Source organism: Streptomyces sp. NPDC058459 (assembly GCF_042721685.1).
Lineage (GTDB): Bacteria > Actinomycetota > Actinomycetes > Streptomycetales > Streptomycetaceae > Streptomyces.
Map to the genome: position 1 here is coordinate 1 of NZ_JBHXLV010000014.1, position 26,256 is coordinate 26,256.

Annotated in this window: 23 protein-coding genes and 1 pseudogene; 14 read left to right on the forward strand and 10 right to left on the reverse strand. The window is 73.1% G+C overall.

All coding sequences use genetic code 11. From position 1 onward, the window contains the following. Positions 1 to 138: 138 nt before the first annotated feature. Together ACFWN1_RS05000 and ACFWN1_RS05005 are read left to right on the forward strand one after the other, a co-directional pair. Entirely contained in the window at positions 139 to 504 is a 366-nt protein-coding gene (locus ACFWN1_RS05000; RefSeq protein ID WP_384358283.1) for an ArsR/SmtB family transcription factor, read from the forward strand. Further along, positions 501 to 821, forward strand: coding sequence for a hypothetical protein (locus ACFWN1_RS05005; RefSeq protein WP_384358285.1), 321 nt, complete (start codon positions 501 to 503; stop codon positions 819 to 821). The genes ACFWN1_RS05000 and ACFWN1_RS05005 overlap by 4 nt, the downstream gene beginning before the upstream one ends. Here the strand turns inward: ACFWN1_RS05005 and ACFWN1_RS05010 are convergent. Next, the gene (locus ACFWN1_RS05010; protein ID WP_384358287.1) at positions 808 to 2,382 is read right to left on the reverse strand and encodes an LCP family protein; all 1,575 of its coding nucleotides are present in this window, start codon (positions 2,380 to 2,382) and stop codon (positions 808 to 810) included. The two genes, ACFWN1_RS05005 and ACFWN1_RS05010, sit on opposite strands and share 14 nt — an antisense overlap. 122 nt (positions 2,383 to 2,504) lie before the next feature. On the opposite strand from ACFWN1_RS05010, the gene tatA reads away from it, so the two are divergent. Next, on the forward strand, positions 2,505 to 2,708 hold the full coding sequence (gene tatA, locus ACFWN1_RS05015; protein WP_384358289.1) for a Sec-independent protein translocase subunit TatA: 204 nt from the start codon (positions 2,505 to 2,507) through the stop codon (positions 2,706 to 2,708). 170 nt (positions 2,709 to 2,878) lie between these two features. Here the strand turns inward: tatA and ACFWN1_RS05020 are convergent. Together ACFWN1_RS05020 and ACFWN1_RS05025 are read right to left on the reverse strand one after the other, a co-directional pair. Further along, positions 2,879 to 3,294, reverse strand: a pseudogene (locus ACFWN1_RS05020) (DUF6114 domain-containing protein). Positions 3,295 to 3,584: 290 nt separating this feature from the next. Continuing rightward, a complete protein-coding gene (locus ACFWN1_RS05025) occupies positions 3,585 to 4,529 on the reverse strand; it encodes a lytic polysaccharide monooxygenase (RefSeq protein ID WP_384358291.1) in 945 nt (314 codons plus the stop codon). 360 nt (positions 4,530 to 4,889) lie between these two features. Here ACFWN1_RS05025 and ACFWN1_RS05030 point away from each other — a divergent pair, with 360 nt between their 5' ends. From ACFWN1_RS05030 to ACFWN1_RS05050, 5 genes are all read left to right on the forward strand, one after another. Then, on the forward strand, positions 4,890 to 5,537 hold the full coding sequence (locus ACFWN1_RS05030) for a ScbR family autoregulator-binding transcription factor (protein ID WP_384358293.1): 648 nt from the start codon (positions 4,890 to 4,892) through the stop codon (positions 5,535 to 5,537). A 21-nt stretch (positions 5,538 to 5,558) separates the two neighbouring features. Continuing rightward, complete coding sequence (locus ACFWN1_RS05035; protein WP_384358295.1) at positions 5,559 to 6,761, forward strand: damage-control phosphatase ARMT1 family protein; 1,203 nt, start codon at positions 5,559 to 5,561, stop codon at positions 6,759 to 6,761. Between the two features lie 373 nt (positions 6,762 to 7,134). Then, the gene (cyc2, locus tag ACFWN1_RS05040; protein WP_384358297.1) at positions 7,135 to 9,294 is read left to right on the forward strand and encodes a germacradienol/geosmin synthase Cyc2; all 2,160 of its coding nucleotides are present in this window, start codon (positions 7,135 to 7,137) and stop codon (positions 9,292 to 9,294) included. Positions 9,295 to 9,463: 169 nt separating this feature from the next. Then, a complete protein-coding gene (locus tag ACFWN1_RS05045) occupies positions 9,464 to 10,588 on the forward strand; it encodes a M24 family metallopeptidase (RefSeq protein ID WP_384358299.1) in 1,125 nt (374 codons plus the stop codon). Positions 10,589 to 10,633: 45 nt separating this feature from the next. Then, positions 10,634 to 11,545: a phosphotransferase family protein gene (locus ACFWN1_RS05050; RefSeq protein WP_384358301.1), complete on the forward strand. Its 912-nt coding sequence runs from the start codon at positions 10,634 to 10,636 to the stop codon at positions 11,543 to 11,545. Positions 11,546 to 11,573: 28 nt separating this feature from the next. Here the strand turns inward: ACFWN1_RS05050 and treZ are convergent, their stop codons facing one another. Continuing rightward, entirely contained in the window at positions 11,574 to 13,322 is a 1,749-nt protein-coding gene (gene treZ / locus ACFWN1_RS05055) for a malto-oligosyltrehalose trehalohydrolase (protein WP_384358303.1), read from the reverse strand. A 173-nt stretch (positions 13,323 to 13,495) separates the two neighbouring features. Here treZ and ACFWN1_RS05060 point away from each other — a divergent pair, with 173 nt between their 5' ends. Next, positions 13,496 to 14,047 carry an FHA domain-containing protein gene (locus ACFWN1_RS05060; RefSeq protein WP_384358305.1) on the forward strand — a complete coding sequence of 184 codons (552 nt, stop codon included), beginning with the start codon at positions 13,496 to 13,498 and terminating at the stop codon, positions 14,045 to 14,047. Between the two features lie 100 nt (positions 14,048 to 14,147). Beyond that, the gene (locus ACFWN1_RS05065; protein WP_384358307.1) at positions 14,148 to 14,546 is read left to right on the forward strand and encodes an SSI family serine proteinase inhibitor; all 399 of its coding nucleotides are present in this window, start codon (positions 14,148 to 14,150) and stop codon (positions 14,544 to 14,546) included. Positions 14,547 to 14,618: 72 nt separating this feature from the next. Here the strand turns inward: ACFWN1_RS05065 and treY are convergent, their stop codons facing one another. Beyond that, a complete protein-coding gene (gene treY / locus ACFWN1_RS05070; RefSeq protein ID WP_384358309.1) occupies positions 14,619 to 16,988 on the reverse strand; it encodes a malto-oligosyltrehalose synthase in 2,370 nt (789 codons plus the stop codon). A gap of 112 nt (positions 16,989 to 17,100) precedes the next feature. After that, the gene (gene glgX / locus ACFWN1_RS05075; protein ID WP_384358311.1) at positions 17,101 to 19,230 is read right to left on the reverse strand and encodes a glycogen debranching protein GlgX; all 2,130 of its coding nucleotides are present in this window, start codon (positions 19,228 to 19,230) and stop codon (positions 17,101 to 17,103) included. A gap of 432 nt (positions 19,231 to 19,662) precedes the next feature. On the opposite strand from glgX, the gene ACFWN1_RS05080 reads away from it, so the two are divergent. Together ACFWN1_RS05080 and ACFWN1_RS05085 are read left to right on the forward strand one after the other, a co-directional pair. Then, positions 19,663 to 20,904, forward strand: coding sequence for an SAV2148 family HEPN domain-containing protein (locus tag ACFWN1_RS05080; RefSeq protein ID WP_384358313.1), 1,242 nt, complete (start codon positions 19,663 to 19,665; stop codon positions 20,902 to 20,904). A 96-nt stretch (positions 20,905 to 21,000) separates the two neighbouring features. Further along, positions 21,001 to 21,726, forward strand: a complete 726-nt coding sequence (locus tag ACFWN1_RS05085; protein ID WP_384358315.1) for a 3'-5' exonuclease — start codon at positions 21,001 to 21,003, stop codon at positions 21,724 to 21,726. Positions 21,727 to 21,742: 16 nt separating this feature from the next. On the opposite strand, the gene ACFWN1_RS05090 is transcribed toward ACFWN1_RS05085, so the two are convergent. Then, positions 21,743 to 22,603: a phosphotransferase enzyme family protein gene (locus ACFWN1_RS05090; RefSeq protein ID WP_384358317.1), complete on the reverse strand. Its 861-nt coding sequence runs from the start codon at positions 22,601 to 22,603 to the stop codon at positions 21,743 to 21,745. Positions 22,604 to 22,808: 205 nt separating this feature from the next. Between ACFWN1_RS05090 and ACFWN1_RS05095 the strand changes: the two genes are divergently transcribed. Both ACFWN1_RS05095 and ACFWN1_RS05100 read left to right on the forward strand, forming a co-directional pair. After that, positions 22,809 to 23,354, forward strand: coding sequence for a DUF1697 domain-containing protein (locus ACFWN1_RS05095; RefSeq protein ID WP_384358319.1), 546 nt, complete (start codon positions 22,809 to 22,811; stop codon positions 23,352 to 23,354). A gap of 163 nt (positions 23,355 to 23,517) precedes the next feature. Further along, positions 23,518 to 23,820, forward strand: a complete 303-nt coding sequence (locus tag ACFWN1_RS05100; protein ID WP_384358321.1) for a hypothetical protein — start codon at positions 23,518 to 23,520, stop codon at positions 23,818 to 23,820. Between the two features lie 7 nt (positions 23,821 to 23,827). Here the strand turns inward: ACFWN1_RS05100 and ACFWN1_RS05105 are convergent, their stop codons facing one another. The 3 genes from ACFWN1_RS05105 to ACFWN1_RS05115 are packed head-to-tail and all read right to left on the reverse strand — an operon-like array spanning position 23,828 to position 26,249. After that, entirely contained in the window at positions 23,828 to 24,568 is a 741-nt protein-coding gene (locus ACFWN1_RS05105) for a sirohydrochlorin chelatase (protein ID WP_384358323.1), read from the reverse strand. Positions 24,569 to 24,574: 6 nt separating this feature from the next. Next, positions 24,575 to 25,459, reverse strand: a complete 885-nt coding sequence (locus ACFWN1_RS05110; RefSeq protein ID WP_384358325.1) for an ABC transporter permease — start codon at positions 25,457 to 25,459, stop codon at positions 24,575 to 24,577. Beyond that, positions 25,446 to 26,249: an ABC transporter ATP-binding protein gene (locus ACFWN1_RS05115; protein WP_384358327.1), complete on the reverse strand. Its 804-nt coding sequence runs from the start codon at positions 26,247 to 26,249 to the stop codon at positions 25,446 to 25,448. Before ACFWN1_RS05115 ends, ACFWN1_RS05110 begins: the two co-directional genes overlap by 14 nt. Positions 26,250 to 26,256 lie beyond the last annotated feature (7 nt).

The window sequence follows — 26,256 nt, forward strand, 5'->3', positions numbered from 1 at the left end:
CCGTCACCGGCACGCTCCGCACGGTGGGCATGCGGGCGGCGGCGGACCGGACGACCCGTGCGGGCCCCTAGACTTGCTGACCGGACAGCGACGGGACACGCCGGGACCCGGCCAGGAGGAGAACGGAGGAGGAGAGCAGTGGCGACAGGGCACGGCACCGGCCACCACGATCCCTCCCCGCAGATCCTCACCGAGGCGGCCGCCGCCTTCGGACTGCTCGCCTCCCCGGCGCGACTGCACCTCGTCTGGGCGCTCGCCCAGGGCGAGAGCGATGTCACCGGGCTCGCCGAACGGGTCGGCGGCGCGCTGCCCGCCGTCAGCCAGCACCTCACCAAGCTCAAGCTCGCCGGGCTCGTCCGCTCCCGCCGTGAGGGCCGCCGTCAGGTCTACTTCGTCGACGCCGACGAGCAGGCCGCCCTCGTGGATGTCGTCCACCTCCTCGTCGGCCGGCTCACCGAGCAGACCGCCCCCGCCACCCCGGCCCCCCGCCTGCGCGGTCTGTGACCTCGCTGCCGGACAACTCGCTGCGACCGCTACGACGCCTGGACACCGGCCCGCGCCGACTGAACGACACCGAGGCCGCCGCCCGGCCGGCCGAGCACGGGAAGAACACCCCGGCCGCCGTAAGCTGCGTGCTGCGTGCCGCCGGGGCACGCCGCGCCGACCGCTCCCCGGCCGCGGTCCTGGTGGCCGCCGCCGGACCGGTCGGCAAGGAGTACGGCGGGATCGCCGCGCTCCCCTTCGACCCCGCGCGCTCGACCCCGCGCGCTCGCGCTGACCGTTGGCATGGGTGCGCCACGTCCGGCGTCAGCCGTAGGTGAGGTTCGCGCAGGGGTTGTCGTCGGCCGAACGCGCCCCGTTTGCCACCTCGCTGGGCACCGAGGCCGAGGTCGAGGCGGGGACCGGGTTCGTCGCGTACGCCTGGCCGAGGACCACGTTGATGCGGGGCGCGCCGATCTGCTCCATCTGTGCGCCGGGGAACACCTTGGCCACGGTCCGCGCACGGTCAGCCATGCCCGGACCGTACTGGACGACCGTCGCCAGATGGTTCTGGGAGAGCGCGGTGGCCGTGCCGGTGACCGTGAAGCCGGACGCGGTGAGCGCGGCCGAGCCCTTCGCGGCGAGCCCCGTCACCGTGGTGCCGTTGTAGACGGCCACGCCGATGCCCTGGCCGGAGACCGGGGCGGGCGAAGGTGCTGCCGGGCCGGGCTTCCTCGTCGCGTGGCCCTTGCCGCCGCTGGCGTCCGCGCCGTCGATCGTGCGGTCCGCCCTCAGCGCCGCCCACAGCTCACCGGCGTCCGGCTCCACGACCGCCACCCGCTCACCCGCGTACCGCCAGGGCACGGTGACGAACTTGGTGTTGTGCAGGTCGACGTTCTTCAGCGACATGGCGAACGACAGCAGCTTGTCGGCGCTGCCCAGCCCCGGGTCGACGGTCATCGACCTGGTCGCGGCGTCGGCCAGCGGCAGCAGCTTCGTCGGGGTGAAGCCCTTGTCCTTGACCTCCTTCAGCAGGCTGCCCACGAACGCCTGCTGCCGCTTGATCCGTCCTATGTCGGAGCCGTCGCCGATGCCGTGCCTGAGGCGGACGTAGTCCAGCGCCCGCTGCCCCGAGACGGTCTGCTCGCCCCGCCGGAACAGCAGCGTGCCCCGGGTGCTCCGGTTGGGGTTCAGGTCCTTCTGGAAGACGTCGCCGGGCAGGCACACCTTCACCCCGCCGACCACCTGGGTGAGCGCGGCGAAGCCCTTGAAGTCCACGACCACGGTGTGGTCGACCCGCAGCCCGGTGAGCTGCTCCACGGTGTTCTGCGTGCAGGCCGGGTTGCCCTTGTCGGTCTCGCCCACCGAGAAGGCGGCGTTGAACATGGTGTTCGGCTGGGCCTGGGTCCAGCCGCCGGCGGGGAGCTTGCAGGGCGGGATCGTCACCAGGGTGTCGCGGGGTATGGACACGGCGAGCGCGTGCCGGTGGTCGGCGTATATGTGCAGCAGCAGTGTGGTGTCGGAGCGGCCGACGGCGTCCTTGTCGCCGCCGCCCAGCGCCGCGTTGCCGTCGGTACGCGCGTCGGAGCCGATCACCAGGACGTTCTCACCCTTGGACGAGCCCGCCGGGCGGTTGTCGGAGAGGCCGCCCGCGTCGAAGGTCTGGATGTTGCCGTTGAGCTTCAGGTACACCCAGCCCGCGCCGGCCCCGCCGAGGACCACCAGCGACAGGCAGACGAGGAGTGCCACCCGGGCTCTGCCCGCACGGCGGCGCCGCTGGTCCCGCGCGCCGGACCGGGCGCCGCGGCCCCCGCCGCCGGGACCGCCCTCGCCCTCCGGGGTGCCCCGGGCGCCGCCGCGTCGCTGTGACGGTGCCGTTCCCCGGCTGCTCGTGATGCTCATCGGCCGCCCTCTTGTGCCTCTCCCTGGGTTGTACAGTTGCGCAATGTAGCAATCATCCCTGAGCGGATCGGGGGCGCGGGCCCCCGGACGTCAGGAATCACGTGTGAAAAGGGAGGGCGGCCATGCTCCGCAACGGACTGGAACCCTGGCATCTGCTGGTCGTGGCGATCGTCTTCATCGTGCTCTTCGGCTCCAAGAGGCTGCCGGACACCGCCCGCTCGCTGGGCAGGTCCCTGCGCATCCTCAAGAGCGAGGCGAAGGCGATGAAGGACGAGGGCGCCACTCCCGCCGCTCACACCCCGGTCGACACACGCGTCTCCCCTTGACCGCACGCCCCCTTCCACTCGCGGCTGCTTCCTCCGGCACGGATCGCGGACGCCCGGCGGTGCCCGCTGCCCGGTGAACTCGGCACGCCGGTGGAGAAGTTCCCGCATCACCTGAAAGAGGGAGAACCCGGCGGCAGGGTGCCGCCGGGTTCGCGCGCGTGGCGGTCGGCTCAGCCGCCGACCCGCTCCCGGCGGCGCCGCCGCCGCGACACCCGGGGCCTCCCGGTCCGGCAGCCAGCCGAAGGCGAGGCAGCCGCCGGTGACGCCGAGGAGCAGGGCCGATGAAGAGGCCGCCCAGGTCGGACGCGAGCCAGGTGCCCAGGGAGGCCAGTACGCCGGTGAGCGAGTGGAACAGCCGCTTGGCCGGGTCGAGGAGGACGAGCAGTCCGAGCAGCACCATCAGAGTGGGCGGCAGATGGCCCGTCAGACCCTGCGTGCCGATGTGCGTGACGACCTTCAGCGGCGCCTTCTCGGTGAGCGGGATCTCGGCGCCGCCCAGGATGAGCAGCGGCCCGCCCCAGAACGGCCGTCGCCCCCGCCGGTCACGGAAGGCCGCCCGCGCTCCCCGGCGGCCGGGCTCGGTCACCGGCTCAGCAGCCCGAGTCGCTGAAGCCCGGCTTCAGGCCGGGCAGCCTGAACACGCCCGGCGTGCTGGCCCAGTTGTTCTGGCGCAGGTTGGCGATGTGCACGGCCACGGCCTGCCGGGAGAGACGTCGGCCGGGCCCCCTGCGTCGGCCTTGTCCAGGGTGCTCGCGTTCGTTGCCGATCTCGGTGTCGTCGCTGTGCTTCGCCGGCGGCTACTCCACCGCCGAGTACGCCCCGGTGGCCGACGCGCGGGCCGGTCTTCGTCGACTGGCCCGTCCTCAAGATCTCGTCTCAGCGCCGGCGCAGGCGTGGGACGAGGGCGGCGGCCGCGGTGACCAGCAGCACCACGGCCGCACCGCCCGCCAGCAGCGGAGCCGACGGACCCGACTTCGCACGGGTCGCCTCGGCCACCGGCTTGCCGTCGTCCGGCACGGCGGCGTACGAGGAGTCCCTGCGCGGCTCGGAAGCGGGGGCCGCTGCCGAAGGATGCGCGGACGCCGGGTGCGAGGCATGCGCGGAAGGGGAGGCGGCGGGCGCCTTCGCGGCCGGTTTCCGGCTGGGCGCGGGTCGCGCGCCACCCCCGGACGCGGCGTTTCTGCCCGAGAGCACCACGTCGGAACACGAGTAGTAGGTGTCCGGCGTGCTGGTGTTCTGCCAGATCGTGTACAGCAGTTGACGACCCGTCCGGCCGGTGGGCAGCGTCGCCCCGAGGTGGTAGGCGCCGTTGCTCAGCGGTGGGTTCTTGATCTCGGCGAACGGGCGCTCCGGCAGGTCGTACCACTTCAGCGGCTTCGCCGGGTCGTAGCCGGACTTGGTCAAGTACAGCCGGAACGTGCCCTCGTGGGCGATCGTGGAGGCGTACGTCAGCGTCATCCGGCTGCCCGCGGTCAGCCGGGTGGCGGGCCAGTCGGTGCGCGCGAGGTCGAGACCGCGATAGGCGGGCAGGTTCCCGCTGCACAGTCTGCCGTCCGGGATCACCTGCCGGTCACGGCCGCCGACGCCGGACACCCGCAGGTTGTCCCACGCGGTGAACGGGGCGCCGTTCGCCCCGATCGCGGCCTGGCAGGCGGGCGTTCCCTTGGCGCTGCCACCCTGGGGCGAGCAGGCGTAGACCCGGCTGACCGGATCGACGGGGGCGCCGTGGGCCTGGGCGGGCGCGGCCGTCCACGGCAGCAACAGGAGCGGGGTCGCGGCGGTGGCCGCCAGAGTGCTCAGGCGGGCGGTCATCCGAGTCATCCGGGACGTCTCCTCGGCGGGGTGGTGAAGGGGGTCGCGGTCCCCAATACGGGCTACGGCGCGCGGGTGTTCACGCCCTCGGCGAGATGAAATGAACCATTCACCGACCGCATCGGCTGTTTCTGGCGTCCCCCGCGCCCCTCATGAATCTTCGCGTAAGCGACGCCGCACCCCCGTAAGCCCCCGGAAGCGGATAAACGCGGAAGGCGCACTTCATCCCGGAAGAGCGGAGGAGGGGGTGTGGAGCGGTCGTGAATCTTGGTGTGCCCCACAGGACTCCCGTTGCCGCGCGGTGAGTTATCGTATGCGAGGGGCTAAAACAAACCGCGTGTCCCGTTCGTGCAGGAGAGGGGTCGGGCCATGGCGAGGCAGTTGCGCGCTGAACAGACCCGGACGACGATCATCACGGCCGCAGCCGACCTGTTCGACCGGCAGGGGTACGAATCCACCAGTCTGAGTGACATCGTCGGACACGCGAACGTCACCAAGGGCGCCCTGTACTTCCACTTCGCCGCCAAGGAGGACCTGGCCCACGCCATCCTGGAACTCCAGTCGGCGGCCGCCCGGCAGGTGGTGGCCGAGGTCGAGAGCCGGGGCTGCTCCTCGCTGGAGGCGCTGATGCGCGCCACGTTCGCCCTCGCCCGCCTCGCCGTGCACGACCCGGTGCCCCGCGCCGGACTCCGGCTGGTCACCACCAACCTGCCCATGCGGCCACCGCTGCGGCATCCCTTCACCGAATGGCTGGAGTTCGCCTCCCGCAAGCTGGGCGGCGCGGTCCGGGACTGCGATGTGCACGCCGACCTGGACGCCGGGATCGTCGCCCACTCCCTGGTCTGCTTCTTCGTCGGCACCCGGGTCGCCGGGCGCACCCTGGAACCGCCCGCGCGGCTGCCCCGCAGGGTCGCCGAGATGTGGCACCTCATGCTCCGCAGCCTGGTCCCGGTGCACCGCCGCCCCCGCTATCTCGCCCTCGCGGCACAGCTGGAGCGGGAGGCCAGGACCGGCTGACCCGCGCGATACGGTGACGGCATGTCCGACGCCGCCCCCACCGCGCCCGTCATCCGCGCCGCCGAACCCGGCTCGTTCCCGCACCGCACGCTGGCCGAACGGCACCCCGCGATCATCCGCCAGGTCCGCGACGCCCTTCCCTACGAGCCGGCGCGGCGGCGCGCGCTGGACGCACTGCTGAAGAACTGCACCGAGGGCGTCATCGAACCCCTCCCCGCCGACGCGCCCGACCGCGAACGCTGGATGAGCTGGGGACTGGACACCTACGCGGGCCGGTCCTGGTTCGACGTGCCGTGGCTGTGGTCCGAGAGCCTGTTCTACCGCCGGCTGCTCGACGCCGTCGGCTACTTCGGCCCCGGAGCCTGGCGCGGCATCGACCCGTTCCGCCCGTCCAAGACCGGCGAACTCCGTTCCGCCGCGACCGACGACGAACTGGCCGCGCTCGACGAACTGCGCGGCCGCCCGGCCGGTGACCGCGACCGGGCCCTGCTGAGCGGCTCCCTCTGGGGCAACCGCGCCGACCTCAGCTTCCGGCTCGCCTCGGAGGGCGGCCAGGACCGCGAACCGGCCCCCGGACTGGTCGCCGACGACAGCGACCTCCTCTGGTCACTGCTCCCGCCGCACGGCACCGGCACCCTCTGCCTGGTCGCGGACAACGCCGGCCGCGAACTCGTCCCGGATCTGCTCCTCATCGCCCAGCTCCTCACCGAGCCCCGCATCGGCCGGGCCGTCCTGCACGTCAAGCCGGACCCGTACTACGTCTCCGACGCCACCACCGCCGATGTGATCGACGCGCTGCACCGGCTGCGCTCGGCCGAGGGGCTGGCGGGGGAGTACGGCGACACGCTCTGGTCGGCCATGGGCGACGGCCGCCTCACCGTCCGGGCCCACCCCTTCTCCTGCTCGCCGCTCCCCTACGCCGACATGCCGGAAGACCTCCGCGCCGACTTCGCGGCGGCCGGGCTCACCCTGTTCAAGGGCGACCTCAACTACCGCCGCCTGGTGGGCGACCGGTACTGGCCGCCCACCACGCCCTTCGACGAGGTGACCGCCTACTTCCCCGGCCCGGTGGCCGCGCTGCGCACCCTGAAGTCCGAGGTGATCACCGGGCTCTCCCCGTCCACCGAGGCCGCGCTCGACAAGGCGGAGGGGCGCAAGTGGCTCACCGGCGGCACTCACGCCCTGATCCAGGTCAACCCGTCAGCCGGCCCGGACGGGCAGTGACGCCACCCCGTTGCTGACCCCGGAGGCGCCCGGAGGCACCGGCCCGCCGAGCCGCAGGCCGGCAGGGCGCGCGGTACCTCCTCGTAGAGGACGCGCAGTCGCCGCCGGGCGAAGTCGGCGCCCAGGCACAGATGCGGGTCGGGGGTACGGGCCAGGTCCAGCCGGCCGGGGGCGCCGAAGACCCGCTCGTCGTGGTTGGCGTCCGGATGTCGACGGCGGGGCCGGAAGAACGGGCCGCGGGCAGGGGTGTGGCCGTGACGGTCAACGCCACACAGTGCAGCACGAGTTCCCGGTTCCGGGGCCGGTTCACGCGATGGTGTGATCATCCCGGTCGCGGCGGATGACCCATTTGCCCGGCGGGTAGGGCCCCGTCATGACGCAGCCGTTCGAACTCCCGCACTTCTACCTGCCGTATCCCGCGCGGCTCAACCCGCATCTCGACGAAGCCCGCACCCACTCCACCGCGTGGGCGCGTGAGATGGGCATGCTGGAAGGCTCGGGGGTCTGGGACCAGGCCGACCTGGAGGCACACGACTACGGCCTGCTGTGCGCCTACACCCACCCCGACTGCGACGGGCCGGCGCTCTCGCTGATCACCGACTGGTACGTGTGGGTGTTCTTCTTCGACGACCACTTCCTGGACATGTTCAAGCGCACCCAGGACCGCGCCGCCGGCAAGGCGCACCTGGACCGGCTGCCGCTGTTCATGCCGCTCGACCCCGCGACCCCCGTACCGGAGCCGGAGAACCCGGTCGAGGCGGGCCTCGCCGATCTGTGGGCGCGCACGGTCCCCGCGATGTCCCCGCACTGGCGGCGCCGGTTCGCGGTGGCCACCGAGCACCTGCTGAACGAGTCGCTGTGGGAACTGTCCAACATCAACGAGGGGCGGATCGCCAACCCGGTCGAGTACATCGAGATGCGCCGCAAGGTGGGCGGCGCGCCCTGGTCGGCGGGGCTGGTGGAGTACGCGACCGCCGAGGTGCCCGCCGCGGTCGCGCGCTCACGTCCGCTCCGGGTGCTGATGGAGACCTTCTCCGACGGCGTCCATCTGCGCAACGACCTCTTCTCCTACCAGCGGGAGGTGGAGGAGGAGGGCGAGAACAGCAACGGCGTACTGGTGCTGGAGAAGTTCTTCGGCTGCACCACCCAGGAGGCCGCCGACACCGTCAACGACGTCCTCACCTCCCGGCTGCACCAGTTCGAGCACACCGCGCTCACCGAAGTGCCCGCCGTCGCCCTGGAGAACGGTCTGCGGCCGGACGAGGTCGCGGCGGTGGCCGCCTACACCAAGGGGCTTCAGGACTGGCAGTCCGGCGGCCACGAGTGGCACCTGCGCTCCAGCCGGTACATGAACCAGGGCGCGCGCTCGAAGACCCCCTGGCAGGTGCCGGGCGGCCCCGGCACCTCGGCCACCGACATCCGCGCCCTGCTGGCCTCAGCCGGCGCCGAACGCCTGCGCGCGCACACGCATGTGCCGTACCAGAAGGTCGGCCCCTCGCTGCTGCCCGACTTCCACATGCCGTTCCCGCTGCGGCTGAGCCCGCACGCCGGCGCCGCTCGGGAGAACCTCGTCACGTGGTGCCAGGACATGGGCATCCTGAGCGAGGGCGTCTGGGACGAGGACAAACTCGCCGCGTACGACCTCGCGCTGTGCTCAGCCGGACTCGATCCCGACGCCACGCCCGACGCCCTCGACCTGAGCGCGCGCTGGCTCGCCTGGGGGACGTACGGCGACGACTACTACCCTCTGGTGTACGGCCACCGCCGCGACCTGGCCGCCGCCCGCGTGACCACGGCCCGGCTGTCCCGGTGCATGCCGGTGGACGGCGAACCGGGGATCGACCCGGCCAACGCCATGGAACGCGGGCTGGTCGACCTGTGGACCCGGACCACCGCGCCGATGAGCGCCGAGCAGCGGCACACCCTGAAGGCCGCCGTCGACGTGATGACCGAGAGCTGGGTGTGGGAGCTGTCCAACCAGCTCCAGCACCGCGTCCCCGACCCGGTCGACTACCTGGAGATGCGCCGCGCCACCTTCGGCTCCGACCTCACCCTTAGCATGTGCCGGATGGGCCAGGGCCCCGCCATCCCGCCCGAGGTGTACCGCAGCGGTCCGGTGCGCTCCCTGGAGAACGCGGCCATCGACTACGCCTGCCTGCTCAACGACGTCTTCTCGTACCAGAAGGAGATCGAGTACGAGGGTGAGATCCACAACGCGATCCTCGTCGTCCAGAACTTCTTCCGCATCGGCTACCCGGCCGCGCTCGCCGTCGTCCACGACCTGATGACCCAGCGCATGCGGCAGTTCGAGCATGTAGCGGCACATGAACTGCCCGTGCTGTACGACGACTTCCAGCTGTCCGAGGAGGCGCGGGCGGCGATGGGCGACTATGTCCTCGACCTTCAGAACTGGCTCGCGGGCATCCTCAACTGGCATCGCGAGGTCGACCGTTACAAGGCCGAGTGGCTGGGCGGCCGGGCGCACGGCTTCGTCCCCGGCCAGGCACCGGGGCGGCTCCAGCTCACCGGCTGACGGCGTCCCCGCGCGCCCGGCGGCCCTCGCGAACCCGGTGGTCGCCGTATGTCCCGCGCGTCATGATGGCCCTGTGCCGACCGTCCGCCCCGGCCACCCCGGGCGGCCCGCGGGCCCCGCGTCCGGTCGGCTGTACGCCCCGCCGCCACGACCACACCCGGAGGCCCGGATGACCGGCAGCACGCCCGCGATCTTCACCGCCGAGGACTACCGCGCCCGGCTGACGCGCGCTACCCGCGCCGCCGCCGAGGCGGGGCTCGGGGGGCTGCTCGTGGCGCTGGGGCCGGACCTGGTCTGGCTCACGGGGTACGCGCCTCCCGTCACCGAGCGCCTCACCCTGCTGGTCCTCGTGCCCGGCCGTGAGCCCGTGCTCGTGGTCCCCGCGCTGGAGGCGCCCGACGCCGAGCGGGCCGCGGGCGCCCCCGCGCTCACCCTGCTGAAATGGACCGACGGCGAGGACCCGCACTCCCTCACCGCCGAGCTGCTCGGCCCCGGGGGCGGCGTCGGCGTCAGCGACAACACCTGGGCGCTGCATCTGCTGGCCCTCCAGCGGGTGCTGCCGGACCTCAGGTGCGCCGCGCTCACCGACGCGCTGCCCATGCTGCGGGCCGTCAAGGACCCCGCCGAGCTGGAACTGCTGGCCGCCGCCGGAGCCGCTGCCGACGCCGCCTTCGAGGAGATCCGCAAGCTGCCCTTCGCCGGGCGCCGCGAGGACGAGGTGGGGCGCGACCTCGCCGGGCTGCTGCGCCGGTTCGGGCACTCCCAGGTCGACTTCACCATCGTCGGCTCCGGCCCCAACGGTGCCAACCCGCACCACGAGGTCGGGGAGCGGGTCATCCGGCGCGGCGACATGGTCGTCCTCGACTTCGGCGGCCTCAAGGACGGCTACGGCTCCGACACCACACGCACCGTGCACGTGGGCGAGCCGACCGAGGAGGAGCGCCGGGTGCACGACATCGTGCGGGCCGCCCAGGAGGCCGGGTTCCGCGCCGTCCGGCCGGGCGCCACCTGCCAGGACGTCGACCGCGCCGCCCGCAGGGTGATCGAGGACGCGGGCTACGGGCCGTACTTCATCCACCGCACCGGACACGGCATCGGCGTCACCACCCACGAGCCGCCGTACATGATCGAGGGCGAGGAACAGCCGCTCGTGCCCGGCATGTGCTTCTCCGTCGAGCCCGGCATCTACCTGCCCGGCCGTTTCGGGGTGCGGATCGAGGACATCGTGACGGTGACGGAGGACGGCGGGCGCCGCCTGAACGACACCACCCGTGAGATGGTCGTGGTGGACTGAGCAGCGAACTCTTCCGACGACCTGCGGAACGGCGAGACACGACCCATGACCCGGCCACCGACCCCCACCGCGGACTCCGTGCGCGCACTGGTCCGCTCACTGCTCAGGAGCGGCACGGCGGAGGGGCTCCAGGTGCGGCCCGTCGTGGAGGGGAGGCCGTACACCTGGTGGGTCGGCTCCCGGCATGTGCTGCGGCTCGCCCCCGACCGCGAGGCGTCCGTACGGCTGCGCCGGGAGGCGCGGCTGCGCGATCTGGTGCGGCCGCACCTGCCCTTAGCCGTCCCGGCGGGTGCCGCGTACGGCGACTGGACGCCGGGTCTCGCCTGCACGCTCGACGCCCGGCTGCCCGGTGACTTCGGCGGCGGGCACGAGGTGTCCGCGCTCGGCGAGGCCGACCTCGCCGGGCTGCTCAATGGGCTCCGCGCGGTGCCGGTGCGGCAGGCCGAGACGCTTGGTGTGCCGCGCGTGGCCGCCCGGTCGCTGGGGGCGCTGCGCCGTATCGCCGCGCACGCGGCCGAGCGGCTGGCCGCGGCCGACGAGTTCGACACGGGACGGCTGCGTCAGCTCACGCCGTCCGGGGCCGCGCAGCTCACCGCGCAGGCGGGCCCGGCCGTCCTCACCCACCACCACCTCACCGACGAACATGTGCTGATCAGCGCGGACGGCCGGGTCCGCGCCGTCCTCGACTGGACCGGCGCGTCCCTGGGCGACCCGGCCGAGGACATCGCCGCCCTCGCCACCTCGGCCGGCGCCCCCGCCGCCGTCCGCGCCGCCACCCTCGCCGGCTACGGCCCACGCCCCTGCCTGCGCGGTCTCTGGCTCGCCCGCTGCGACACGGTGATCGCTCTGACCGAGCACCTCGACACGCCGGCCGCGGCCCCGCTGCGGGCCGCGCTGCTCAAGGCATGGGAGCCGATCATGCTGGAGCGGGTCACCGAGCTGAAGGAGGAGGAGTAGTCCCCGGCCCGGCAGGGGCCCGGTGGCCCTACGGCTGCGACAGCACCACGCAGGACTCGCCCGGCACCTGGAGCAGCCCGTCCGGACCGGGCGGCTCCACGGACTCGTCCCACGCGGCAAGGATCTCCAGCCGGCCCGTGCCAAGGGGGATGGCGGCGGGCTCCTTGCCCAGGTTGACCGCGACGCGGATGTCCCCCCGGCGGAAGGCCAGCCAGCGGGCGGCTTCGTCGTAGGCGACCCTGGTGTCCGCGAGGTCGGGGACCGTCAGGTCGGGGCGCTCGTGGCGCAGCGCGATGAGGCGGCGGTACCAGGCGAGGACGCGGGCGTGCGGGTCGCGGGCGGGCTCGGACCAGTCCAGGCAGGAGCGGTCGCGGGTGGCCGGGTCCTGGGGGTCGGGGACCTCCTCCTCGGCCCAGCCGTGGGACGCGAACTCCCGCCTTCTGCCCCGCCGTACGGCCTCGGCCAGCTCGGGGTCGGTGTGGTCGGTGAAGTACTGCCAAGGGGTGCCGGCCGCCCACTCCTCACCCATGAACAGCATCGGGGTGAGCGGCGAGGTCAGGGTCAGCGTGGCGGCGCAGGCCAGCAGGCCGGGGGAGAGGGTGGCGGCGAGGCGGTCGCCCTGGGCGCGGTTGCCGATCTGGTCGTGGGTCTGGCTGTAGCCCAGCAGCCGGTGTCCGCTCAGCCGGGCCCGGTCCAGCGGGCGGCCGTGGGCCCGGCCCCGGAAGCTGGACCAGGTGCCGTCGTGGAAGTAGCCGCCGGTCAGGGTCTTGGCCAGCGCGGCGAGCGGGGCGCGGGCGAAGTCGGCGTAGTAGCCCTGGGACTCGTCCGTCAGGGCGGTGTGCAGGGCGTGGTGGAAGTCGTCGTTCCACTGGGCGTGCAGGCCGAGGCCGTGCTCCGCGCGCGGGGTGATCAGCCGGGGGTCGTTGAGGTCGGACTCCGCGATCAGGAACAGCGGGCGGTCCACCTCCTCGCCCAGGGCGTCCACGGCGGCCGACAGCTCCTCCAGGAAGTGCAGGGCGCGATCGTCGTGCAGCGCGTGGACCGCGTCCAGCCGCAGCCCGTCCAGCCGGTAGTCCCGCAGCCAGGCCAGCGCGCTGTCCCGGAAGTAGCCGCGCACCTCGTCGGAGCCCGGCGCGTCCAAGTTCACGGCGGCGCCCCACGGGGTCTGGTGCGTCTCGGTGAAGTACGGCCCGAAGGAGGGGAGTCGGTTGCCGGAGGGGCCCAGGTGGTTGTGGACCACGTCCAGGACGACACCGAGGCCCAGTTCATGCGCCCGGTCCACGAACCGCTTCAGTGCCCCGGGGCCGCCGTACGGCTCGTGCACCGCCCACGGCGCCACCCCGTCGTACCCCCAGCCGTGCCGCCCGGGGAAGGAGCAGAGAGGCATCAACTCGACGTGGGTGACGCCCAGTTCCCGAAGGTGGTCGAGCCGTCCGGCGGCCGAGTCCAGCGTGCCCTCGGGGGTGTACGTGCCCACGTGCAGCTCGTACAGCACCGCGCCCGGCAGCCCGCGCCCAGGCCAGTCGGCCCGCCACTCGTACCGGTCCTGGTCCACGACCGCGCTCAGCCCCTCCGGGCCGTCCGGGAGGCGCCGCGAGCACGGGTCGGGCAGGACAGGGCCGTCGTCCAGCGCGAAGCCGTAGCGCGTGCCGTCCGCCGCGTCCGCCTCGGCCGTCCACCAGCCGGCCCGCTGGGGATCGGGTTCCATCGCCCGTGTGACGCCCTCGCACTGGAGCGCGACCCGGCCTGCCTGTGGTGCCCACACCTCGAACTTCACGGACGGTTCCCCTTCGTCTGCTCACCGTGATGCAGTCCGTCCATCGTGCCGCGAATTCGATCAATCCGCCTTCTGATCCGGGCTTTCCGGCCGAGTGTCGTGGAAGTGGGCGCGCCGGGACGCCGGTTGCCGCTTCTGGACACCTCGGGGTGCGCTGCCCGACAATCACGAACGTGACGTCGTCCTTCGAATTCCCCGTGTATCCCGTACGGGTCTCCGACGCGGAACGTGACAAGGCGCTGCGGGTACTGCGGGACGGCGTCGCCCTGGGCCGGCTGTCGCACGACACGTTCGCGCACCGCGTGGAGCTGGTCCTCGCCGCGCGCAGCTCTCGTGAACTCGCCGTGCTCACCGCCGATCTGCGGGACGGCAACCGGCTGAGCCGCGCCCTGTTCGGCACCGTGGAGGCCGTGTCCGGCTTCTCCGTCCGACTGCGCCGGGCCTGGCACGCCGAGCGGCTGCCCAAGCTGCTGCTGCCCCATCCCGCGCACGGCCATCCGCTGCGCATCGGCCGCGACCCCGCCAACGGGCTCCGGCTCAACCACGACACCGTATCCCGCGTGCACGCCGAGCTGCGCCACCAGGGCGGGATATGGGTGCTGCGGGACCTCGGCTCCACCAACGGCACCACCGTCAACGGGCGCCGGGTGCTGGGCGCGGTCGCGGTGCGCGAGGGGGACCTCGTCGGCTTCGGCACGGTCTCCTACCGGCTCGCCGCCGACTGACGGACCCGACTCGAACTGGTGTGCCGCGCGGCCGGTGTCCTGGCTGCCGTTCGGGTGAGGCGGACTGGCGCGGCCCGGCCGTCGTGCCGATGCACCGGACATGAACCGTCCGACACGCACGGCGGCGCTCGCCGCCGCCCTCATGGCCACCTGTCTGCTCACCCCCGGCGCCACGGCCCACGCGGCACCCGGTGACTGGCTCTCCCTCACCGTCACGCGGCCCGGTACCACCGGCGGCGGCACCCGCGCCGCCCTGCTGCTCTGCGACCCGCCACAGGGTCACCCGAAGGCCGCCGAGGCATGCGCGCAACTCGCGGCGGCCGACGGTGACTTCAGCCGCCTCGGCGACAGCGGCACCAGGTGCCCGCTGATCTACGCACCGGTACGCGCCCAGGCCCACGGCCGCCGGCACGGCAGGCAGGTCGAGTACGACCGGACGTACGGCAACGCGTGCGAGCTGCGCGCGGCGACGGGTGACGTCTTCACCCTGGCCGGCTGACGACAAGGCCGGGTGGCCTCGGCTGACGACAAGGCACGGGTGGCTTCCCGCCACCCGGCCCGTCCCGCGCGCTCAGTCCGCGTCGCCCGCCTCGTCCACCCGCTCCAGCAGTCCCACCGGCAGCGCGGAGAACAGGTCCTCTGCGCGCGCCTCGCCGGTGAACTCGCGCTCCGGGGCGAGGGCGTCCCGCCAGCGGCCGGGCGGCAGCGGGAGACGGGTGTCACGCCAGCCACCCGCCTCCTCCAGATGCACGGAGAGCCGGGTCACCGCCGTGATCACCTCCCCGGAGCGGGAGAACGCCAGCACGTGCTCGGCCGACGGCCCCTCGGCGAGCAGCGGGGCGTAGGCCCCCTCCCGGCCGAAGACCTCCGGACGCCGCGCCCGGAGCCGGAGCGCGGCCCTGGTCAGCGCCTCCTTCTCACCCGGCGCGCCCGGCGGGAAGGGCACGGGACGCCGGTTGTCGGGGTCCACCAGCGCCCGGTACTCGCTCTCCGTGCCCTGGTACACGTCCGGCACGCCCGGCATGGTCAGGTGGACCAGCGCGGTGCCCAGCACGTTGGCCCGGATGTGCGGCTCCAGCGTCTTGCGGAAGGCGGCCACCCGTTCACCCGGCGGACCGCAGGGCCCGGCGGCGACGAACGCGGCCACCGCGTCCTCGTACGGCGGCTCCTGCTCGGTCCAGCTCGTGTACATGCCCGCCTCGCGGACGTGCTTCAGCAGCGCCTCGCGGACCCGCTCCTCCTCGGCCGGGCCGAGTCCGAACACCGTCTGCCAGGCGGCCCAGGCCAGTTGGCGGTCGGGGACCACCTCCGGTTCCCGGCTCACCTCGGCGAGCAGCTTGGCCCAGCGGCCGGGGCACTCGGTGAGCACGTTCAGCGCCGCCCGCACGTCCGCGCTGCGCTTGGTGTCGTGCGTGGTGACCACCGTGCCGGTGTCCGGCCAGTGGCTCGCCAGGTGCGCGCAGTAGGCGTGGAACTCCGCCGGGGAGACCCCCACCCGGCCGGGATCGCCGCCGACCTCGGTCGCGGAGAGCAGCGGGACGTAGCGGTAGAACGCCGTGTCCTCCACCGACTTGGCCCGCAGCGCGGACGCGGTCTGTGCGAACCGGGCGCGGAACTCGGTGAGTTCGGGCAGCCTGCCGTCATCCGGACCGATCAGCAGCCCGCGCACCAGGTCGACCGCGTCGGCCTCGTCCGCCACCGCGAACGCTCGCCGGGCGTCGGCCGCGGCCTCCTCGGTGACGACCCCGGCCGCGTCCTCGGACGTGTACGGCCGGTACACCCGCATCCGGACCAGCAGTTCCTCCAGCGCCGTGCGCAGCGCCCAGGGGGCCCGGTCGCGCAGGGACAGGTCCGAGGAAGCGGCGCACAGCCGGACCGCCGAGCGGGTGAGCCGGTCGGCCTCGGCGGCCAGCTCATGGGTGAGCACCTTGTACGCGGCCCGGCGCGCGGTGGCGTCCCAGTCGCCGCCCCGGTCGAGCTGCGGGGCGGCGAACGCACGGTAGTGGGCGTCGAGTTCGGCGGCGCCGGCCGGGCCGGTGAAGACGCCGTCGATGCGGCGCAGGGCGTCGTACCCGGTGGTTCCGGCGACGGGCCAGGAGTCGGGCAGGTGCTCCTCGTCGGCGAGGATCTTCTCCACCACCGTCCAGCGGCCCCCGGTCGCCTCGTCCAGCCGGGCCAGGTAGGCGTCGGGGTCGGCGAGACCGTCCGGGTGGTCGACGCGCAGGCCGTCGAGCACGTCCTCCGCCAGCAACTGGAGGATCTTGCCGTGGGTGGCGTCGAAGACCTCGGGGTCCTCCACCCGCACCCCGATCAGCTCGGAGATGCTGAAGAAGCGCCGGTAGTTCAGCTCGGTGCGGGCCAGCCGCCACCACACCGGGCGGTACCACTGGGCGTCCAGCAGCTCGGGCAGCGGCAGGCCCTCGGTGCCGGAGCGCAGCGGGAAGAGGTGGTCGTGGTAGCGCAGCATGCCGTCGTCGGCCACCAGGTGCTCCCGCTCGGCGCCGATGGGCCCGCCGAGCAGCGGCAGCAGCACCTGGCCGCCCCGCGAGGTCCAGTCGATGTCGAACCAGCGCGCGTACGGCGACTCGGGGCCCTCGCGGAGCACCTCCCACAGGGCACGGTTGTACCGGGGTGCCATCGCCATGTGGTTCGGCACGATGTCCACCACCAGACCGAGCCCGTGCTCCCGCGCGGTGCGGGACAGCGCCCTCAGCCCGTCCTCGCCGCCCAGCTCCGCGCGCACCCGCGCGTGGTCCACCACGTCGTAGCCGTGGGTGGAGCCGGGGACGGCCTCCAGGACGGGGGACAGATGCAGGTGCGAGACGCCCAGCGACGCCAGATAGGGCACGGCCGCCTCCGCGGCGGCGAAGGGGAACGAGGGCTGGAGCTGTAGGCGGTAGGTGGCCGTGGGCACCCCTGGTCCGGGTCGCACTGAAGTCATGCAGAGCTACGTACCCCGCCTGCGGCTCTTCGTGTCATCCGGCGGGGCATCCGGGCCCGGGGGGACCTGCCGCCGGCCGGGGACACGGTGGTGTGTCCCCGGCCGGCGCGGGCTACGCGGGGCGCTGGAGCACGGTCAGGCTGCGGTCCGGCAGGGTGAGGTGCTCGCCGGCCACCACCTTCGGACCGGTGCCCGGCGGCAACCCCTCGGGCCGGGCGGTGTCCACCACCACCTGCCACAGCTTGCCGTGGTCCACCGGCACCATGAAGTCCAACTGCTTGTGCGAGGCGTTGAACATCAGCAGGAACGAGTCGTCCGCGATCCGCTCCCCGCGCGGGCCCGGCTCGGAGATCGCGTTGCCGTTCAGGAACACGGCCAGTGCGGAGGCGGGTGCCGAGTCCCAGTCCGCCTGGGCCATCCGCTCACCCTCAGGAGTGAACCAGGCGACGTCCGACAGCTCGTCCTGGGTGCCCTCCACCGGGCGCCCGTGCAGGAAGCGGCGGCGCCGGAACACCGGGTGCTCGCTGCGCAGCTCCACCATCGCCCGGGTGAACTCCAGCAGCGCGGCCCGCTCGTCGCCCTCCGTCTCCGCCGGCTCGGGCCAGTCCACCCAGGAGATCTCGTTGTCCTGGCAGTAGGCATTGTTGTTGCCGCGCTGGGTGCGGGCGAACTCGTCGCCGTGGCTGATCATCGGCACGCCCTGGGACAGCATCAGCGTGGCGATGAAGTTACGCGTCTGCCGCGCGCGCAGCTCGCGTACCGCCGGGTCGTCGGTGTCGCCCTCCACCCCGCAGTTCCAGGACCGGTTGTGGCTCTCGCCGTCCCGGTTCTCCTCGCCGTTGGCCTGGTTGTGCTTGTCGTTGTACGAGACGAGGTCGTGCAGGGTGAAGCCGTCGTGGCAGGTGACGAAGTTGATCGAGGCCAGCGGGCGCCGGCCGTCGTCCTGGTAGAGGTCGGAGGAGCCGGTGAGCCGGGACGCGAACTCCGCGATCGCGCGCGGCTCCCCGCGCCACAGGTCCCGCACGGTGTCCCGGTACTTGCCGTTCCACTCGGTCCACAGCGGCGGGAAGTTGCCCACCTGGTAGCCGCCCTCGCCGACGTCCCACGGCTCCGCGATCAGCTTCACCTGCGAGACCACCGGGTCCTGCTGGACCAGGTCGAAGAAGGACGAGAGCCGGTCCACCTCGTGGAACTGCCGGGCCAGCGTGGCCGCGAGGTCGAAGCGGAAGCCGTCGACATGCATCTCGGTCACCCAGTACCGCAGCGAGTCCATGATCATCTGAAGGACGTGCGGCGAGCGCATCAGCAGGCTGTTGCCGGTGCCCGTGGTGTCCATGTAGTAGCGCGGATCATCGGTGAGCCGGTAGTACGAGGGGTTGTCGATGCCCTTGAACGACAGGGTCGGGCCCAGGTGGTTGCCCTCGGCGGTGTGGTTGTAGACCACGTCGAGGATGACCTCGATCCCGGCCTCGTGCAGCGCCCGCACCGCCGACTTGAACTCCAGCACCTGCTGGCCCCGGTCGCCCCAGGAGGCGTACGCGTTGTGCGGGGCGAAGAAGCCGATGGTGTTGTAGCCCCAGTAGTTGTTCAGGCCCGCGTCGACCAGGCGGTGGTCGTTGACGAACTGGTGGACCGGCATCAGCTCCAGCGCCGTCACCCCGAGCCGGGTCAGATGCTCGATCACCGCCGGGTGGGCGAGCCCCGCGTAGGTGCCGCGCAACTCCTCCGGCAGCCCGGGATGGCGCATGGTCAGGCCCTTCACATGGGCCTCGTAGATCACGGTGCGGTGGTAGTCGGTGCGCGGCGGGCGGTCGTCGCCCCAGTCGAAGTACGGGTTGATCACCACCGAGCTCATGGTGTGCGGCGCGGAGTCCAGGTCGTTGCGCCGGTCGGGGGCGCCGAAGTGGTAGCCGTACACCTCCTCGCCCCACCGCACCGCGCCGCTGACCGCCTTCGCGTACGGGTCGAGCAGCAGCTTCGCCGAGTTGCAGCGCAGCCCCCGCTCGGGTGCGAAGGGGCCGTGCACCCGGAACCCGTACCGCTGTCCCGGCATCACGCCGGGCAGGTACGCGTGCCGGACGAACGCGTCGCTCTCGCGCAGTTCCACCGCCGTCTCGGAGCCGTCGTCGTGCAGCAGACACAGCTCCACTCGGTCCGCGGCCTCGGTGAAGACCGCGAAATTGGTACCGGCACCGTCATAGGTGGCACCGAGGGGATACGCCTCTCCAGGCCAGACCTGCATGCGCTCGACTCTTCCAGGTGCGGGGCCCCGCTGGGGGCGCGTTGGCGGCGAGTCTCCCCGAAAGTGAGGGCGCCTGATAACTGCCGCCCTCCGCTGCCGGCCGACCCATGGTCATGGATCACCTCTACCCCCACCCGAAGGAGGGAAGCCGCCGCCGGCCCGGTGAGCCGGACCTGATCCCGGCCCCGCCGGGAGCCCCGGACGGGAGCCGCCGGTGCCCGGGGCGCTCACCAGCGCCGCGCCGCCCGGAGGGCGGTCCGCGCCGCTATGACTCCGCTCACTCCCTCCGCTCCGGAACGCCCGGAACGGCCACGGACACCGGGCAGGCCGGGAAACCGACCTGTCCATCCGGCTGCACCGCCGACCGCTCGCGGAGTACCCTTCCTTGATCGTTGGGACGGGGAAGGTCCGGGGGACGGAAGGCGGTGCGGGGTGGGCTCGGGAGGGCTGGAGCTGCCCCCTGGTGGCGAGGGTCACGAGGGGAGCGGTTCCACGGACGTCCCGCCCGGCGCGGTGTCCCTGGCGCGTCCGATGGGCGCGGGGTCGATCGGACCGGAACTGGAGTGGGACGCGGGCGCCTGGCTGGAGGTGCGCACCCGGGCCCAGCGGGCGGGCCGCGCCTACATCTGGCTCAACCTCGTCGAGCAGCGGCTCCGCGCCGTCGTGGCCGCCGTGCTGCGCCCCGTCTACGAACCCGTGCACGGCGACGACTGGGTGGTGGCCGCCGCCGGCCCGGCCGGACAGGAGTGGGTGCAGCGGGCCGTCGCGGTACGCGAAGTCAGCCGCCGCAAGGGGTACTTGCTCGACCCGGCCGACGACAACGTGCTCAGTTTCCTGACGTTGCCCCAGCTGCGCGAACTCATGGTGCAGCACTGGCCGTGCTTCGAGCCGTACTTCGACCAGCGCCGGGACCTCGAACTCGCCCTGGACGAGCTGGAGGTGACCCGCAATGTCGTCTCCCGCAACCGGGCGCTGTCCGAGGCGGTGCTGAACCAGGCCGAGCGCGCCTCCGCACGGCTGCTGGAGTTGCTCGGCTCGGCCGGTGACGTGCCCTCGGCGGCCCGGCTCCCGGTGGACGCGGTCGAGGACCTGGTCGGCGACCGGTACGCGGACGTGGTCGCCGTGCACTCCGACCGGGTGCGGCTGATGGGCCAGTTCCCGGCCGAGGACCTGTTCGGCGGGGCCCGCCGGCTGGACGCCATCGGTATCGGACTCAACCTGCTGGTGCAGAACTTCTCCGGCCGCCGTCTGGTCCGCCTCGCGGAGTCCGGCTGCCGGGTCCGGCTGCTCTTCCTCAACCCGGCCTCCAGCGCGGTCAAACGCCGGGAGCGTGAACTCGGTATGCGACGCGGGGAGTTGGCTCGGTCGGTCGAGATGAACATCCTGCACATGCGCCGGGTGCGCTCCCGGCTGCGCGACCCCGGCGCCTTCGAGATCCGGGTGTACGACGAGACACCGCGCTTCACCGCCTACCTGGTGGACGGTGACGGTGCCGACGGCATCGGCGTGGTGCAGTCCTATCTGCGCGGCGCGCGCGGCATGGAGTCGCCGGTGCTGGTGCTGCGGGGCGGCAGCCGGGTGGTGAAGTCGGACCAGGCGGGCGAAACCGGAATATTCCCCACCTACCGGGAGGAGTTCGAGGCGGCCTGGGCGGACTCGCGGCCGGTGTCCTGAGGGGCGGCCGGCGGCGGGCGGCCCGGAGCGTTGTCAGTGCCCCGTGTCATGGTGGAGGCCACTGGGGGAACGCACCACCAAGAAGGGGGGCCGCCCATGGGCTGGCACCGGGAGCCGCTGATCGGCTTCGACCTGGAGACGACCGGGACCGATCCGCGTCAGTCGCGCATCGTCACGGGCGCCGTGCTGGAGGTCAGGGCCGGCGAGCCCCTGGGCCGCCGCGAATGGCTGGCCGATCCGGGCGTGGAGATCCCGGCCGAAGCGGTCGCCGTGCACGGCATCAGCAACGAGCGCGCCACGGCCGAGGGCCGCCCGGCCGACCAGGTGGCCGACGCCATCGCCGGCGCCCTGGTCTCCGCCTGGGACTCGGGCCTGCCGGTCGTCGCGTACAACGCCGCCTTCGACCTCACCCTGCTCTCCGCCGAGCTGCGCAGACACCGCCTGCCCTCGCTCGCCGAGCGGCTGGGCGGCCGGGCCCCGGCCCCGGTCATCGACCCGTACACCATCGACCGCCGGGTCGACCGCTACCGCCGGGGCAAGCGGAACCTGGAAGCGGTCTGCGCGGAGTACGGGGTCGTGCTCGACGGGGCCCACGACGCCTCGGCCGATGCCCTGGCCGCCGCCCGGCTCGCCACGGCGATAGCCGAGCGGCACCCGAAGATAGCCGGGCTCGGCGCGGCGGAGCTGCACCGCAGCCAGATCGAGTGGTACGCCGAATGGGCCGCCGACTTCGAGGCGTTCCTGCGGGGCAAGGGCGAGGCGGACGCGGTGATAGACCGCGTCTGGCCGCTGCGCGAGCTGACGGACGCCGCTGTGCCGTAGGCCGTGCCGGGCCGGCTCAGAACGGGTACCAGCGCACCGACTCGTCCCCGTCCCTGAGGGACGCCACCCGCCGCTCGAACTCCGCGCGCGCCTTCGGGTTCGCCGGGGCGTGCTGGGCGACCCAGGCGCAGCTCGCCGTCTCGCGGGCGCCGCGCAGCACGGAGCAGCCGTCCCACTCGCGCACGTCCCAGCCGTAGGCCGAGGTGAAGGCGTCGTAGGCGTCTGCGGGCAGGCCGTAGCGGTCGCGGGAGAGGGCCATCACCACGAGGTCGTGCTCGCGCAGGTCGGCGGAGAAGGTCTCCAGGTCCACCAGGACCGGGCCGTCCGGGCCGATGTGCACATTGCGGGGCAGCGCGTCCCCGTGGATCGGGCCCGGCGTCAGACGGGGGGTCAGCGCGGCGACGGCCGAGGCGAAACCGTCGCGGCGGGCGCGTAGACAGGCGGCGTCCCCGGGGTCGATCGCGTCGCCCGCGAGCCGAAGCCAGCGCTCCACCCCGCCCAGCAGCTCGCGGCGCGGCAGCGGCACGGGAGGCGCGGGCAGCGCGTGCACCAGCCGCAGCAGCCCGGCCAGGTCACGGGGTTCGGCGGGGCGCACCGCGTCGGGCAGCCGGTGCCAGACGGTCACCGGATGGCCGTCGACCAGCAGCGCTTCGGGCTCGGCGGCGCGCACCGCGGGTACCCCGGACTCGGCAAGCCAGCCGGCCACGGCCAGCTCGCGGCGGGCCCGGTCGAGCAGCTCGGCGTCCCGGCCGACCTTGACCACCAGGTCCCCGGCGGCGAACACCGCGTTCTCGCCGAGGGCGAGGAGGCGGGCGTCCGCCGCCGGGGGCAGCACCTCCCCCCGGGCCAGTACCGCCCGCGCCCGTGCCTCGTCCATCGTCCGCCTCCGTGCCCGTTTCCGTGCCGCCTGCCGTGCCGGGCGGCCCCGCTCGCGGCCAGTCTCGCATTCGCACAGGTCGGGCGGTGTGCGCGGTCCCTGGAGGGGGCGCGCTGCCTTCACGACCCTGAACACGCCGACCGAACCAGGGAAAGGGAATGCTTCCAGGGGCTACCGTGCGTTCGGTCGTGGCTATCGTGGGCTGATGACGACTACGTACGTGGCGCTGCTGCGCGGGATCAACGTCGGCGGCAACAAGAAGCTCCCGATGGCCGACCTGCGAACCCTCCTGACCGGGCTGGGCCATGACGACGTACGCACCCATCTCCAGAGCGGCCAGGCCGTGTTCACCGCCTCCCAGGGGGAAGCGGACGGGCTCGCTGGAGAGTTGAGCGCGGCCATCGAGCAGCGGTTCGGCTTCCCGGTCGGGGTGATCGTGCGGGACCATGCCTATCTGACGGCGGTCGCGGACGCCTGCCCGTTCCCCGCCGACGCGCTGGAGCCGAAGCAACTGCACGTCACCTACTTCTCCGCACCGGTGGACCCCGAGCGCTTCGCCGGCATCGACACCGCCGCCCGCCTCCCCGAGGAGTTCCGCCTCGGCGACCGCTGTCTGTACCTGTACGCACCCGACGGACTCGGCAGCTCCAAGCTCGGTGAGGAGCTGGCGCGCCCGCGCCTCACCAAGGGCCTGATCGCCACCACCCGCAACTGGAACACCGTGCGCAAACTGGTCGAGCTGACCGGCTGAGGGCGCCTATACCAGACTCAACCCCTATTCATCCCAAAGTGGTTGATTGCTGGTGACGTCGGCCGCCAGGTGGGTAACGTCGCCGTCCGAGCCGACCCGGCACGCACCCCTCGCCGCAGCCCGGCCCCCGCAAGGCCCCCGGATCAGGAGTGAGGACACAGACATGAACGCGTACAACCACCCCGGCAGCACCTCCGGCCGCCCGGTACCCGGCGGTGACGGCACCGACCTGGAGACCCTGATCCGGCTCGCCGACGGGCTCGTCGCCGCGCTGCACGCCGAGTACCCGGTGCTCCTCGCCCACGGGGAGGTCATCGCGGCCGAGCTGGCCCTCGCTGCCGACGACGGCTTCCCGCCCAACCGAGGCCGCATCCGGCATCAGCTGGACGACCTCTGCATCGGCGCCGCCGCCGGTACCGGCACCCTCGAGTACACCCGGCGGCTGACGACCGCGCTCAACCTGTAGAACGCGCTCAGGCCCCCGCGGCCACCGGGCGGGTCCGCAGCGCCTCGGCGTACCGGTCGAGCAGCACCCGGGCCACCTCCGGCGCCGGGCCCAGCACGGCGGCCAGCACATCCGCGTCCGCCGCACCCCGCGCGATCCGGTCCGGCAGGAAGCCCGGCGCCAGGACGTAGGGTGCGACGGCCACCCGCCCGCACCCCTCGGCGCGCAGCTCGCGTACGACGTCCTCGGTGCGCGGGGGCAGGGCGGAGGCGAACGCGGGCCGCACCGCGCGCCAACCGGTGTGCGACCACTCCCGCGCGATGCCGGCGATCACCGCGACCGCCTCCGCGTCGGAGGACCCCGCCGAGGCCAGCACGACCCCGGTCGAGGACTTGTCGGCGGGGCTCAGCCCCGCCTCGTACAGGCGCCGTTCCAGTGCCGAGACCAGCAGGGGCGACGGGCCGAGCACCTCCGCCTGCCGGATACGCATCCCGCGTGGCGCCTCCCGCAGCACCGCCGGGATGTCGGCCTTGGCGTGGAAGGCGCGGGTCAGCAGCAGCGGCTGCGCCACCACCTCACGCACCCCTTCGGCCGCCAGGGACGCGAGCACCCCGCTCACCGAGGGCACCACGAAGTCCAGGAAGCCGGTCACCACCCGCAGGTCCGGCCGCAGGGACCGGACCCGCGCGACCAGGGCGTGCACGGTCGCGGCATGCCGGGGATCACGGCTGCCGTGGGCGACGACGACGAGAACGGGCTTGTGCGTCACAGGAGTTCAGCTCTTCACCAGCAGGCCCCGGCTACGCAGCACCCACCGCTCCAGCGGACTGAAGACCAGCAGATCGACCGCGATGCCGACGAACAGGATCAGCAGGATGGCCTCGAACACCATGGCCATGTCGAGGGCGTTGCGGCCGTTCTCCAGCAACTGGCCGAGGCCGACGCCCAGATCCGGGAAGGACGCGATGATCTCCGCCGCCATCAGCGAGCGCCAGGCGAACGCCCAGCCCTGCTTCATCCCGGCCACATAGCCGGGCAGCGCGGCGGGCAGCGTGATGTGCCAGACCCCGCGCAGCCCGCCGGCGCCCATGGTGCGGCCCGCCCGCAGGAACAGCGGCGGCACCTGGTCGATGCCGGACACCAGGCCGTTGGCGATGGACGGCACCGCGCCGAGCAGGATCACCGCGTACATCATCGAGTTGTTCAGGCCCAGCCAGATCACCGCCGGCGGCACCCACGCCACCGACGGCAGCGACTGGAGCCCCGACAGGATCGGGCCGATGGCCGCGCGGACGAACCTGACCCGCGCCACCAGCAGCCCCAGCGGGGTGCCGATCAGCAGTGCCAGGCCGAAGCCGAGCAGACCGCGCGAGACGCTGGTCCAGATGTAGCCGAGGAGCTTGCCCTCCAGCCAGTCCTGCTGGACCACGTCCCACACCGCCCGCGGCGCGGGCAGCTTGGTGGGGTCGGAGACGACCCCGAAGGACACCAGACCCTGCCACACCAGCACCACCACCAGCACGGCGATGACCGGCGGCACGACCTTGGTGACCAGGGTCTGCCTCAACGGTGTCCGCGTGCCGCGCTGGGTCTCCAGGGCGTCGAGGCCCGCCTCCACGCTCCCCGTGTCGGCGGCCGGGCTCGTGTCAGTGCTGGCCATGGCGGCGGATCTCCCCTCGCAGCGCCTCGGTGATCTCCAGGGACAGTTCCGCCACGGGGGCGTCCTCGATGCGGCGCGGCTGCGGGATGTCCACCGTCCACTCGCGCGCCACCTTGCCCGGCCGGGAGGACAGCAGCACGACCCGCTGGGCCAGCCGCACCGCCTCCCGCACGTTGTGCGTCACGAACAGCACGGACAGCCCGGTCTCCGTCCAGATCCGGGTCAGCTCGTCGTGCAGCACGTCCCGGGTGATGGCGTCGAGCGCGGCGAACGGCTCGTCCATCAGGAGCAGTCCGCTCTCCTGCGCCAGCGCGCGGGCCAGCGCCACCCGCTGCCGCATACCGCCGGAGAGTTCGTGCACCCGCTTGCCGTACGCGCCCTTCAGCCGGACCAGTTCGAGCAGCGACTCGGTCCTGTCACGGCGGTCGGCCTTGGGTACGCCCCGCAGCCGCAGGGCGAGTTCGATGTTCTTGCCCGCGGTCAGCCACGGGAAGAGGGCGTGCTCCTGGAACATCAGCGCCGGGCGGCCGTCGGTGCCGATGGACCCGGTGCTGGGCCGGTCCAGGCCCGCCACCAGGTTGAGCAGGGTCGACTTTCCGCAGCCCGAGGCCCCCAGGAGGGTGACGAACTCGCCGGGCGCGACATCGAGGCTGATGTCGTCCAGCACGAGCTGCTGCCCGCCCGGTCCCGGAAAGGACTTCGAGACGTGGTCGAGGCGGGCGGCGTACTCGACCGCCGGGCCGGCCTCGGCGACGTTGGTGGCCATGGTCGTCACCTCCTGGGGACTCATCGGTTCG

Bases quoted from the DNA above. Each gene is read 5' to 3' on its own strand.
- treY (WP_384358309.1), bottom strand. From the start codon at position 16,988: ATGACTTCAGTGCGACCCGGACCAGGGGTGCCCACGGCCACCTACCGC.
- ACFWN1_RS05045 (WP_384358299.1), top strand. From the start codon at position 9,464: ATGACCGGCAGCACGCCCGCGATCTTCACCGCCGAGGACTACCGCGCC.
- ACFWN1_RS05085 (WP_384358315.1), top strand. From the start codon at position 21,001: ATGGGCTGGCACCGGGAGCCGCTGATCGGCTTCGACCTGGAGACGACC.
- ACFWN1_RS05030 (WP_384358293.1), top strand. From the start codon at position 4,890: ATGGCGAGGCAGTTGCGCGCTGAACAGACCCGGACGACGATCATCACG.
- ACFWN1_RS05010 (WP_384358287.1), bottom strand. From the start codon at position 2,382: ATGAGCATCACGAGCAGCCGGGGAACGGCACCGTCACAGCGACGCGGC.
- glgX (WP_384358311.1), bottom strand. From the start codon at position 19,230: ATGCAGGTCTGGCCTGGAGAGGCGTATCCCCTCGGTGCCACCTATGAC.
- ACFWN1_RS05115 (WP_384358327.1), bottom strand. From the start codon at position 26,249: ATGAGTCCCCAGGAGGTGACGACCATGGCCACCAACGTCGCCGAGGCC.
- ACFWN1_RS05065 (WP_384358307.1), top strand. From the start codon at position 14,148: ATGAACCGTCCGACACGCACGGCGGCGCTCGCCGCCGCCCTCATGGCC.
- ACFWN1_RS05100 (WP_384358321.1), top strand. From the start codon at position 23,518: ATGAACGCGTACAACCACCCCGGCAGCACCTCCGGCCGCCCGGTACCC.
- ACFWN1_RS05050 (WP_384358301.1), top strand. From the start codon at position 10,634: ATGACCCGGCCACCGACCCCCACCGCGGACTCCGTGCGCGCACTGGTC.
- tatA (WP_384358289.1), top strand. From the start codon at position 2,505: ATGCTCCGCAACGGACTGGAACCCTGGCATCTGCTGGTCGTGGCGATC.
- ACFWN1_RS05095 (WP_384358319.1), top strand. From the start codon at position 22,809: ATGACGACTACGTACGTGGCGCTGCTGCGCGGGATCAACGTCGGCGGC.
- ACFWN1_RS05025 (WP_384358291.1), bottom strand. From the start codon at position 4,529: ATGACTCGGATGACCGCCCGCCTGAGCACTCTGGCGGCCACCGCCGCG.
- cyc2 (WP_384358297.1), top strand. From the start codon at position 7,135: ATGACGCAGCCGTTCGAACTCCCGCACTTCTACCTGCCGTATCCCGCG.
- ACFWN1_RS05090 (WP_384358317.1), bottom strand. From the start codon at position 22,603: ATGGACGAGGCACGGGCGCGGGCGGTACTGGCCCGGGGGGAGGTGCTG.
- ACFWN1_RS05035 (WP_384358295.1), top strand. From the start codon at position 5,559: ATGTCCGACGCCGCCCCCACCGCGCCCGTCATCCGCGCCGCCGAACCC.
- ACFWN1_RS05110 (WP_384358325.1), bottom strand. From the start codon at position 25,459: ATGGCCAGCACTGACACGAGCCCGGCCGCCGACACGGGGAGCGTGGAG.